At 37.1% G+C, this 11,560-nt stretch carries 9 protein-coding genes; 2 read left to right on the top strand and 7 right to left on the bottom strand.

Annotation, left to right across the window (positions count from 1 at the left end; all coding sequences use genetic code 11):
- Nucleotides 1-245: 245 nt before the first annotated feature.
- The gene (locus CVD27_RS20610; protein ID WP_101650017.1) at nt 246-1,040 is read left to right on the top strand and encodes a DeoR/GlpR family DNA-binding transcription regulator; all 795 of its coding nucleotides are present in this window, start codon (nt 246-248) and stop codon (nt 1,038-1,040) included.
- 176 nt (nt 1,041-1,216) lie between these two features.
- Here the strand turns inward: CVD27_RS20610 and CVD27_RS20605 are convergent, their stop codons facing one another.
- Nucleotides 1,217-2,278, bottom strand: a complete 1,062-nt coding sequence (locus CVD27_RS20605; RefSeq protein ID WP_101650015.1) for a tellurite resistance/C4-dicarboxylate transporter family protein — start codon at nt 2,276-2,278, stop codon at nt 1,217-1,219.
- A gap of 135 nt (nt 2,279-2,413) precedes the next feature.
- Here CVD27_RS20605 and CVD27_RS20600 point away from each other — a divergent pair, with 135 nt between their 5' ends.
- Nucleotides 2,414-4,060, top strand: coding sequence for a M20/M25/M40 family metallo-hydrolase (locus CVD27_RS20600; protein WP_101650013.1), 1,647 nt, complete (start codon nt 2,414-2,416; stop codon nt 4,058-4,060).
- Between the two features lie 308 nt (nt 4,061-4,368).
- Here the strand turns inward: CVD27_RS20600 and CVD27_RS20595 are convergent, their stop codons facing one another.
- The 6 genes from CVD27_RS20595 to CVD27_RS20570 form a co-directional block, all read right to left on the bottom strand.
- Complete coding sequence (locus tag CVD27_RS20595; RefSeq protein ID WP_374703092.1) at nt 4,369-5,601, bottom strand: SLC13 family permease; 1,233 nt, start codon at nt 5,599-5,601, stop codon at nt 4,369-4,371.
- 158 nt (nt 5,602-5,759) lie between these two features.
- Entirely contained in the window at nt 5,760-6,926 is a 1,167-nt protein-coding gene (locus tag CVD27_RS20590; protein WP_101650009.1) for a sialidase family protein, read from the bottom strand.
- 161 nt (nt 6,927-7,087) lie between these two features.
- On the bottom strand, nt 7,088-8,116 hold the full coding sequence (pdxA, locus tag CVD27_RS20585; protein ID WP_101650007.1) for a 4-hydroxythreonine-4-phosphate dehydrogenase PdxA: 1,029 nt from the start codon (nt 8,114-8,116) through the stop codon (nt 7,088-7,090).
- A 13-nt stretch (nt 8,117-8,129) separates the two neighbouring features.
- Nucleotides 8,130-9,029, bottom strand: coding sequence for a 4-hydroxy-tetrahydrodipicolinate synthase (dapA, locus tag CVD27_RS20580; RefSeq protein ID WP_101650005.1), 900 nt, complete (start codon nt 9,027-9,029; stop codon nt 8,130-8,132).
- Nucleotides 9,030-9,040: 11 nt separating this feature from the next.
- Nucleotides 9,041-10,198: an iron-containing alcohol dehydrogenase gene (locus CVD27_RS20575; protein WP_101650004.1), complete on the bottom strand. Its 1,158-nt coding sequence runs from the start codon at nt 10,196-10,198 to the stop codon at nt 9,041-9,043.
- The gene (locus tag CVD27_RS20570; protein ID WP_101650002.1) at nt 10,182-11,432 is read right to left on the bottom strand and encodes a four-carbon acid sugar kinase family protein; all 1,251 of its coding nucleotides are present in this window, start codon (nt 11,430-11,432) and stop codon (nt 10,182-10,184) included. Before CVD27_RS20570 ends, CVD27_RS20575 begins: the two co-directional genes overlap by 17 nt.
- Nucleotides 11,433-11,560: the final 128 nt, after the last annotated feature.

The raw sequence follows: 11,560 nt of genomic DNA, 5'->3' as shown, positions 1-11,560 counted from the left end.
ATTGATTGTTTTCATTATATTCCGTTTTTTTATCATTAGTCAACAACTTTTTTTGTTTATTTTTACTTTATTTTCGTTTATTTTCGTTAATAATTATTTTATATTGATAATTAAAAATAATGTAATATAATAATATAATAAAACGGTTACAAATCATTTTTATTTAAAATTACTTCTATTTTCGAATTTACACGAAATTTTCTCAATAAAAACATATAAAAAATAATAACATTATAGGTGATAAAATGGTAAAAGCGTTTGCTCTAGAGAGAAGAAAAGAAATAATGGAAAAGTTACACCAGTTTCAAAGAGTTACTGTCAAGGAGCTTTCAGAAGAGATGCAAGTTTCTGAAGCTACCCTGAGATCTGACCTTACCAAAATGGAGGAAGATGGTCTTCTACAAAGAACGCATGGAGGGGCCATTTTGGTTGAAAGCATGGACAATGAGACCAATTTTTTCAGCAGAGAAAAAAGAAATAAAAGTGAAAAATCCGCGATTGCAAAAAAAGCGGTTGAATTAATTTCGAACGGACAATGCATCATGTTAGATGCAAGTTCAACTGCACTGGAGCTTGCTCGTACTTTAAATGAATTGCCAATACGTTTAATGGTTGTAACAAGCGGGATCAATACTGCTCTCGAGTTAAAAGATCATCCTGATATTACGGTTATATTATTAGGTGGAATTGTTAAAAAAGGATCCTATTCTTTGGAAGGTCATTTAGGAGTTAATATTTTAGATCAAATTAATATTGATATGTTATTTACCTCTGCAAATGGATTTTCTTTCGATTCCGGATTAATGGACTTCAGTGTATATGAAGTGGAACTAAAAAAGGCAATGGTCAGTGCTTCCAAAAAGGTGGTGGCTTTGCTTGATCATACGAAAATTAATAAAAATTCAATTGCCCCATTTGCTTCCATTGATCAAATTGATACGATCATTACAGACTTCGATATAACAGCGGATTATGCCAGGAAATTTCTAGAACATAATATCGAAGTCATCATTGCTTCTCCTGAAACATTTGTTCGATAATCGAATATAGTGAACAATCCTATTAGCTGGTTTTGTTTAACAAGACATTATAGTTTTTAGGTGTCAAAAAAACATCCTAAACAAGAAAAGGCGTGCAAAAACTGTTGTCAGTTTACACGCCATTTTTATTGTCATTTAAATGTTTTCATCCCAAAATAGAACTCTTAAAGATCTCTCTACAAGCTTTTCTCCTTCACAGACTTGGAGGAATGAGTAAAGTGGAAAAACAAATGGTGAATCATCCCTAAAAACACAAATATCCATGCAGCTAAAGCAACATACACCATAAACCGCGGAATGACCGTTAAAAACGGAACTCCCAGCGCCTTGGATAACTGATACGTACTCGCCGTATACATCGCCAGCGGAAATGCCATCCCCCAAAACTGGGGATCATACGATAAAGGATATCGATGATAAAGGTGACGCCAGATTGTCAGGATAATCATCAACGGAATCCACCACGTACCCATAATCCAGAAAAACAAGGTAAACCCTTTTAAAAATGGAGTTATTTCTATAAGCAACGGCCAATTCTTGTCATACAAAATGAGCGAAGAACCTGCCAAAGTAGTAATCGCCACCGCCCCCATATTGATCCAATAAGGCGGCGTCAGGGCTGAGTGATCCAGCTTCACAAACATAAACCGATAAAAAATCAACGTGATGATATTGAGATATAACATACATCCAAGGAAATACATACATAAGGTAAAAAACAAGACCACATCCTGCCCCCGTTCCACATAAGAGGAAAGGAGCGTCCCAAGGATCGAGATCGAATGCGTGGCAACCGCAGCAATCAACCAAGCCCCATTAATCCCTTCCGCAATCGCCGGCTTATCCTTGCGAATCGTAACGGCTGAAAAAAAGGTATACATGATGACAATCCATAACAGAATGGCAAGCCCCCATAGATACAGGGCAATCGTATAGAGATTCGTCATAATAATAAGCTGGCAGCCAAACACGCTGGTTCCTGCGACTAACGTGAAAAAGCCAGGGCCAACGGTATGACTCATCAAGTCTTTTGCCAATCTAGGAAAATAGCAAAATAGACGAGTAAGTGTCAGGACCCACAAACTAATATAAGCAGCCACATTAACATATAGCAAAATCCTGGCTATCAAACCCATTCCCAGCAGATACGTGCCAATGGAGAGTGCGCCCGTAGCCATAACCAGAGCAAAATAGCCTGGAAAAAGATTCACTGCTTTTTGTTTTAAAAGAGAAAACAAGGTCCCACCTCCTATTGATTATTTTATCATAAAAATCTTATATCTCGGTCGGATTAATAGGAATTTAAGAACTTGACGCGATAAGGAACTTGAGATACATTTTTTGTAAAATCCTAAAAAATGAGGTCTTAGCTTATGTTGCCATGCCGCGACGATGTACTCACTATCACCAAAAGACTAGTAACCATTGAAAGTATCGTTAACACAAAGGGCGAAAAAATAATAGCCAATTCTTTATATCAAATGATCTCTTCCTTACCTTATTTTCAACAAAACCCAAACTTCCTCACCCTAGAGCAGACCCTCAATGATCACCAAGAGCGATATAATGTTCTAGCCTTTGTCAAAGGAACCAAAGGAAAGAGTAACCGCACCGTCCTCTTAATGGGCCATATCGACACGGTAGGAATTGATGATTTTAATCAGTTGAAGGACAAGGCATGTGATCCGGAGCAACTAATGGAGGCACTACAAACCGAGCAGCTGCCCCCCTCTGCAAAAGTGCAATTGGAGTCAGGGGATTGGTTATTTGGCCGCGGCGTTCTTGATATGAAAAGCGGGGTGGCCAGTCATCTGTATCTCTTAAAATATTATTCTGAGCATCCAGAAAAATTAAACGGAAATATCGTCCTTTTAGCAGAATGTGACGAGGAGGACAGCTCCCATGGTATTCTCTCTGCCTTAAAAACATTGAATCGCTGGAAAAAGGAACATGGATTTCACTATGCTGCCGCCATCAATGCGGACTTTGTCTCACCGCGCTTTGACGGGGATCAAAATCGCTATATTTATAAAGGAACGGTGGGAAAACTGCTGCCATCCTTCTTTATTACAGGAGCGGAAACCCATGTAGGATCAGCCTTTGAAGGCCTGGACCCAAACTTTATCGCTGCCGAACTGACCAAGCAAATTAATTACAATCCAGATCTTTGTAATGACGCATATGGTGAAACGACCGTCCCTCCTGTTTCCTTGAAACAAACGGATTTAAAACCAACCTATACGGTTCAGACAGCCTTGTCAGCCTATGTATACTATAACTTTTTTATCCATTCCTGGTCACCAAAGGACGTACTAGATAAGTTGAAAGAACAAGCGGTCATCGCCTTTCAAAATGCACTTACCACTTTTGAAGATCGATATCGGCGATATAGTGCCATGAGTGGTGAACCGTACGTACAGCATCCTTGGAAGCCTAGAGTGTTTACGTACGAAGAAATGGAACAATTATTAGTTCAGGAAAATGGCGAAAACTACGTCAATCATATGAAAAACTTTAAAGTACGTCTTTTAAAAGATACAGAATTAGATACACGAATGTTTGCGGCCAGAGTGGTTGAAGAGGCCTGGAAATGGATGAAGGACAAAAATCCTGCAATGATTCTCTTCTATTCATCTCTTTACTCTCCTAGAATTGAATTAACAGGAAAAACAGAGGACGAGCTTGCCTTAATTAAGGCATTGGACGAGTCTGTAGAAGAAATCCAGCCAACCTATCCGTATCCAATTGTAACAAGGAACTTTTTCCCTTATATCTCGGATATGAGTTTTGTGGCGCTTAGTGATGATGAAACCGGGATTAATGCTGAATCAAGCAACAATCCTGGCTGGGGAACAAAACTGTTTGTTGATTATCAGGACATCCGCGATATCAATGTACCAGTAATCAACATCGGGCCATATGGATGGGATGCCCATAAAAAACTCGAAAGAATGGAAATGACCTACTCACTCGAAATCGTACCAAACCTCACCAACCTGGTGATTCAGAAACTTTTATAATCAAGAATTTTTATAGCGAATCTCTAAAAGAAAGCAAATAAAAAAGAGCCATTTAGCTCATGCCAAAAAAATATTAGTATCAGCCCCACCTACGCTGTATACCATGATGGCCTCTTTTGAACAAAAAAAATCCGTTCGTAAAAGTGTCCTTTTACGAACGGAGGTACTACAGAAAAATCCTGGTAATTTATAACACCCATTTTTTCCTTCCTGAGAGCGTTACCAAAATTGTACAACTGAAAAATATTAAATAATTTATAAGACCCATTTTTTTCTCTTCCTGAGACCGCACGTTATGATCGGACTTATTAGTTTACAGGGAAAATAAGAATAGCTCCTACACACAGTGCGATAATACGGATCAGGTACATAGGTACTGAGAACAACCAGAACTGTGGAAGCTTATATTTACCCATGCCTAAGATCATAGCTGGCATACCATCGATTGGCATGTACCCGCCGTTCCATCCAGATACTACAACTGCAACTGCGGCAGCAACAGGATTAAGTCCCAAACTAAGGCTGGTTGCAATAGCGATTGGCGCAAAGATGAATACAGAACCCATATTTGAACCAGTAAAAGTAGCACAGGTACTAGTTAGAAGTGCGAAAATCAAGATAAGAATGAATGGACTGATATTCGTACCTAATGAATGCGCTACAACCTTTCCGATCATAGCTGTAAATCCAGAGTTAGCTAGAGCGTCAGCAACGCCGATAACACCAGCCATCATAAGGATGACAGGGGCACCCATATTATCACGAACTTCCTTGAAATCAAGTACGTTGATCATTAGTAGAATTGCTCCTGCAAGGCCAGGGATTACATAAGAAGCATTGCCCAATACGTTCATAAGCATCATACCGACAACACTAAGGGCAAATAAAGCGATGGTTAAGTTTTCTTTCCAAGCAGGCATCATAGCCTGAATCTCAGTTGTTGCCGCCACCTCATCATATGCAGTGACTTCTTCCTTAATTGGATGATCCGGTAGAAGACGATAAGCAACCAAACTCCATACTAAGAAACCAAGAGCCAGGATGAAATTCACTACAGCAAATTTCGTCATAGAAAGCCCGTCGTGATAACCTGCCGTTTCCAGTACGCTGACAGTAACACCATAGAAGAGTGCTACATTGAAAGGAATCAAAGGGTGGTTAGTAGCAAACCCCAAAGGCATCATCAGTTTAGACGTAGGCATTTTTTTATTGTAAGGGATAGTAGATATCAAGGATAAAATCAGTACATAGTAACCAGTGGCACCGGCACCTGGTAAACTGGCACCAAGCATAACGACCACGAGCAAAAGAGCATAGCTCTTATAACCGCCCTTATTTACCAAAGCAAGCATAGAGGCCTGAACCTTACCAATCAAGCTAGTCTTCATTAGTCCCGCCATAACAACCATAAAGCCAGCGATCATGATAACACTTGGGTTCACGAAGCCTGCGAAGGCCTCCTGAACAGTAGACAAACCGGTAACTACTAGCAGAAGGCAGGCCAGGACTGGTGGTGCACCGAAGGCCATCTTGTCTGACATAATCAATCCAATCATCAGGATCAAGATACCCAGGGCAAGAATCATGTGCAATGTCATTTTTTACTTCTCCTCTCTTAAAACCCTAGTTAACTGAATATTTTTAACTTGGGTTTGATACCAAAGCCTATCAAACTATAATGATGTGATAACTTTAATATCTAACTTATTTCTCCAGATGTAGGATTGTAAACCCCTTCATTTTCACGTTTTTCACCATATATATCTTCAACTGAAAAACTATTATATTTTACACATATTCTATTCTTATATGCGTATACTAAATGTAAGCGTCCTTGTGCATCTTGATAAATAGTAGGATATTCAAATTGTGAATTATTCGTTTTATTCTCTGCTCCAATGAAACCTTCTGCGTGTTCAATAATTCGACCGATTGGCCAAGTATTTCCGCCATCTTCAGACACTGAAACCACTACGGGATTTCTTAATCCAGGCCATGCTACCTTACCTTTTTGTGGATGAATGGCAGCGTTCGCATTATAAGCAATAGCAATAGCACCGTTATCTAATTTGATTGCACTTATACTCGCATTATTATTTGGTAAGATTGTTGGCTCAGGCACTGTCCAAGAATCTCCAAAATCTTTTGACTCACTTCTATAAATAGAATCCGCAAATCTACTTCTCATAAACGCTACTAAATGACCATCTTCTAATTCGATAACATTGGCATGTACTCGTCCGTTACTATCAGGCATGCGTACTTCTTTCCATGTTAGTCCTTCATCATCTGATACTTGAAATACGGTAGGATCGTTTGTAAGACCTAATTCTGAATCTTCACATACCCACGTGCTAAATATCCATCTTCCATTACTTAATACTTGAATCGCTTGTCGAACAAATGTACCAGGCTGGCTAAATAATACTTCCGGTTCTGTCCAATTTTCACCATTGTCGTATGTCTTCTGATATTTAATAATGGACGTAAACTGCATATTATCTTTACCTGGTTGTCGACCTTCCTGAGAAGTATAGATTAACCATATTGATTTATCAGGTGCTTGGAAGAATGATGGGTTTTGCTCACTACGCGTATCATCCTGCGAGACAATTTTCGGTTCATTCCACTCTTCCGTTTCATGATTAAATTTTGATAATACAATGGAAATATCTGGACTACCTTCAAATGAACCTGCAAACCATGCACATAATAAATCTCCATCTTCTAACTTAATAATAGTTGGTGCATGTGCGGTTGAAAAAGGACCAGATGGAATGAAAGAAAAATCAATATTTGTATAATCATCATGAACTAATTTACCGTTTGGAATCGACCTGTTAATGACTAATTTATTGCTACTCATACTAATCACCTAATCACCCTATCTTTCTCATTAAATTTCTATCTTAATATCTATTTCGACTTCGTTTAATTTCTCTAAACCGTTGGAGAATTTTGGATTTAATGATCTATATGCATCTAAATTTTCTAATAAATCTATTATCACACAATTCACTTAGTTTCTTAATGAGCATTATTTGCCAGCTGTACCGCGTAATCAATTGCATTTTCAAGACTAAGTTCACTCGCAGTCATCTTACCTGCTTGGTCGAATGCCGTTCCATGATCAACTGAGGTTCGGATAATTGGTAATCCCAATGTAATATTTACTCCAGAAACCTCTTTCCATTTATTTTCTTGTTTATCAAATACAAACCCTAAAAGTTTTAATGGGATATGTCCTTGGTCATGGTACATTACCACAACGATGTCATACATTCCACCACGAGCTTTTGAGAAAACAGTATCTGCAGGTAAAGGTCCGAATACATTCATCCCCTCACTTTTAGCTGCTTCAATAGCAGGGATGATCTCATCAATTTCTTCCGTACCAAACAATCCGTTTTCTCCACAATGTGGATTTAATCCCGCCACAGCAATCCTTGGATTTTCGATACCCAAGTTTAAACAAGCATGATGAGCAATGTTTATTACATCTAATACTCTCTCTTTTTTAACTAAATCGCAGGCTTGTCTTAAAGAAACATGCGTTGAAACGTGAACCACCCTTAAATCACCATCAGCTAACATCATAGAAAATTTATTCGTATTTGTAAGCTGTCCATAAATTTCAGTATGACCTGCAAAGTGATGTCCTGCTAAGTTTAATGCTTCTTTATTTAATGGATTCGTAACGGTGGCATCTACTTTCCCTTCAAGGGCTAATTGAATGACTTTTTCCACATAGAGATATGCCGCATTTCCAGCCTCTTTAGACACCTCACCAATCTGTAATTCATTTGCATCTACAGAAGCTAAGTCCATGACATCCATTGTTCCCCATTCATACAATCCATCTTCCGGTGTAGTAATGGCATTTACTTTCAAATTAATCTCTGGGAATTTCTCTAAATAGCTCTCGACAATACTTTTATCTCCAATTAGTAAGGGATTACATTTTTCATATAAGCCTTTCTTTTGAAAAGCTTTGATTGAAATTTCAGGTCCGATACCTGCAGGATCACCCATTGTTATTCCGATAATTTTTTTCATAATGTCCTCCTAACTACTTCATTCCTAATTCAATATTTTCATTTAATACTGATTTTAATGCTGTAATTCCTTCATCAGACACTTGATTAAATGGTGCGCGGCACTTCCCTACCGGATAGCCTAGTAGTTCAACAGCCGTTTTTACCACAGTATTTGGATTCGCAAATTTAAAACAATCTCTGAAACTTCTGATAGAATCTTGATATTTACGAGCTTCTTCAATATGACCTTTCATAAATTGATCGTATATTTGTGCCATAGTAAACGGATAAACATTAGAACATCCTGCAATTCCGCCAGTTCCCCCAGCAAGTAACGTCCATAATATTAATGAATCATTACCTGATAGAACAGAAAAGTCTTCTCTATTTCTTGTTCTTTCAATATATTGAAGGATATTATCAAAGTTTCCACTGCTATCTTTGACACCAACAATATTGTCAATGTGACTTAGTTTTTCAACAGTCGCAGGTTGAATAGAATTACCCGTTCTAGCTGGAATATTGTATAAAACAATCGGCATATCAACCGCTTCAGCAACTGTTTTAAAATGATGATAAATCTCTTCTTGAGTGGCTGTTGCAAAATAGGGTGTAATGATTGATAAGTAGTCTACACCCACACGCTTTGCTTCTAGAGACAAGCGAATGGTATCTTGTGTTCCAACTAATCCTGTGGATGCATATACTGGAACCCTCCCTGCTACTGTATCAACTACTGTTTCCATGATTTTCACTTTTTCTTCTTCGCTTAAAATATAACCTTCTCCATTTGTCCCAAACGTGAAAATACCATGAACACCATTCTCAATGACTCTATTCACCTGATTTACGAGTTCTTCATAGTTAACTTCTTCATTGTCATACATAGGTGTAACAATTGGTGAAATAATTCCTTGTAATTTGTTTTGCACACTATTCACTCCTACATAATTTCTAGATAAATTTTACGAGCATCTTCTGGTGTTACTTCTCTCCTATTATTCACAAGTAATCTTTGAACTTCCATTCCAGCCTCGACTAATCCTTCAAGATCTTCTTCCGGCACATTGAAAGTTTTTAAGCTAGTTGGGATTTCAAGTGTTTTCACAATATTTTCTATTAAATCAATGATATATTTCGATTTTTCATTTACAGTTAATTCTTCACTATTTTCCTTTACCACTCGATCATAGGCTTTAGCTAAGAGGTCTTTAATAACTGGCTCATTAAACTTCATAACGGGTGTTAGTAGAATTGCGTTAGAAACACCATGAGCAATGTGATATTTTCCACCTAAAGGATAAGACAAGGCATGAACAGCAGTAGTTCCTGAAGATGTAATCGCTACCCCAGCATAGAAAGAACCTAATAACATATTACGCTTCGCTTCAAGTGCATCTGGATTTGTGCAAGCTTCAATAATGTTATTCATAATTAAATCTAATGCCTCTAGTGCAAAGGTATCACTGATTGGGTTAGCTTTTTTTGAAGTAAAACATTCGATAGCATGTGCTAGAGCATCAATACCTGTTGCTGCTGCAATAGGTTTAGGTAAATTTTTTATCATGTTGCTATCTAAAATAACATGGTCAGCAATTAATTCACCATTTACAATACCAACTTTTAAATTCTTTTCAGGTACACCTACAATGCTATTGGGAGTTGCTTCGGATCCTGTACCAGCTGTGGTAGGAATCATTAATGTTGTCACTTGTTTTTTAGCTACTAATGGATCCTCTAGTAAATCTTTTACAGTATAATCATCAGTAGATAACACGGATGCTAATTTAGCGATATCCATAACACTTCCACCACCAACTCCAATGATAAAATCAGAGTTCAGTGCTTTAAAATGTTCTACAACCTCTTGAGCCTCTATATAAGATGGCTCTGTTGGTATATCAGATAAGATTTCGTACTCGATATTATTCTTTTCTATAATACTAATGACTTCGTCTAGCAATCCAACTTTAAGTATGCCTTTATCTGTAAATATCGTGATTTTTGTCACACCATCTTTGATAATGGTATGGAGGTTTTGCATGGCATCTGAACCTGCAAATACATTTGTCGGCATTTTTAAATTATATTGATTTAACATAATGTGCATCCCCTTTGTCCTTAATCAATGCATTTAATTTAATAAATAGGTCCTCATCACCAAATCCGCCAGATTTAGTAATGACATAATGTTTTTCATCCTTAAAATCAATATTTCCAAGAACAATTCCTGGGAATAATTCTTTCAGAGGTTTAATTTCAGTAATCCCCAATACTCTCATCGATTGATATAATGTATCTCCACCTGTAAATAATATCGTTCTTTTCATACCATTTGACATAAGATTCTTTACTAGGTATCCGAGTGACTGTCCTATCCTAAATCTTAGTTCATTTCCTTGATCAGGCAGTTGATCTACTTGATCGTTCGATACATTCCCAAATGTTTCAAACATGAAAGGCTGTTCAATTTTTAAATATTGATGGATATTTTCTTGCCCTTTTTCTGTTTCCCAATATTGTTTATCCCAAAGTTGCTCCAACGTTAAAGATATTCTTTCATAACCATTCACTTCCGCAAATACAACTTGCTTTTTTGTTACAGGATTCACACTTCCACATACAATCAATAATGGAAGTTCCATATCGTTTTTAGTGGTATCCCTGTTTTTATAGATTATATTTGCTAATGCTTTAGCAAACCCAGCGCACCCCACCGTTATCTTTAATGCATCATTCAATAACAGCTCATTCCCTTGAGATAACATCTCCTCATCAGAGTGACTTTCTATTAACAAAATTCTTTCTTCTTTTGGAGGAATGTCATATTTTTTTGTAATATAAGTTTTTAAATCTGCTTCTTTAAGTAGAAGAGATGGGATATGGCTTTCCGTTACTGGTTCGTACGGATCTTGTCCAAAAACGCTTTCATTTACTGGAATGGAATCAATAAGTAATATTCCTTCACAACTAAAGCGATTTTGTTCTGGATACGCCGGAATAAAAGGAATGGTTACATCCTCAAAAACATCACTCAAAGCTCTTAACTCAGAAGCAACATTTCCTCTTAATGCTGAATCAACTTTTTTAAATATATATGGAATATTTTCTTCTTTCGCTTTTAAGGCAATTTTCTTAATAACTTCATAGGCGTCACATTTATTCAAATATCTTGTTTCAGTATTGAAGACAAGTACCTCTAATTGATCTTTGGTTTCACCAAATTCAAAATCCAAATCTGAGGTCACTACAGTATTCACACCATAATTAGAGAATTGGACTCCAGTATCAAGTGCTCCCGTAAAATCGTCAGCCATTATAAGTACCCTTATCATTTGATCACCACCTACTTTATAATTGAATTATAGGTTAATAATCTACCTAAAAAAATACGATAATTATAATTATTGTTACATTTTGAAACTTTTCTATTGAAAACGTTACCGAAATTAAAAGATTCGCA

Source organism: Neobacillus cucumis (assembly GCF_002860255.1).
Classification (GTDB): Bacteria; Bacillota; Bacilli; order Bacillales; family Cytobacillaceae; genus Neobacillus; species Neobacillus cucumis_A.
The sequence above is the reverse complement of the archived record's forward strand: the minus strand, read 5'-3'. Positions and strand labels throughout refer to the sequence as shown.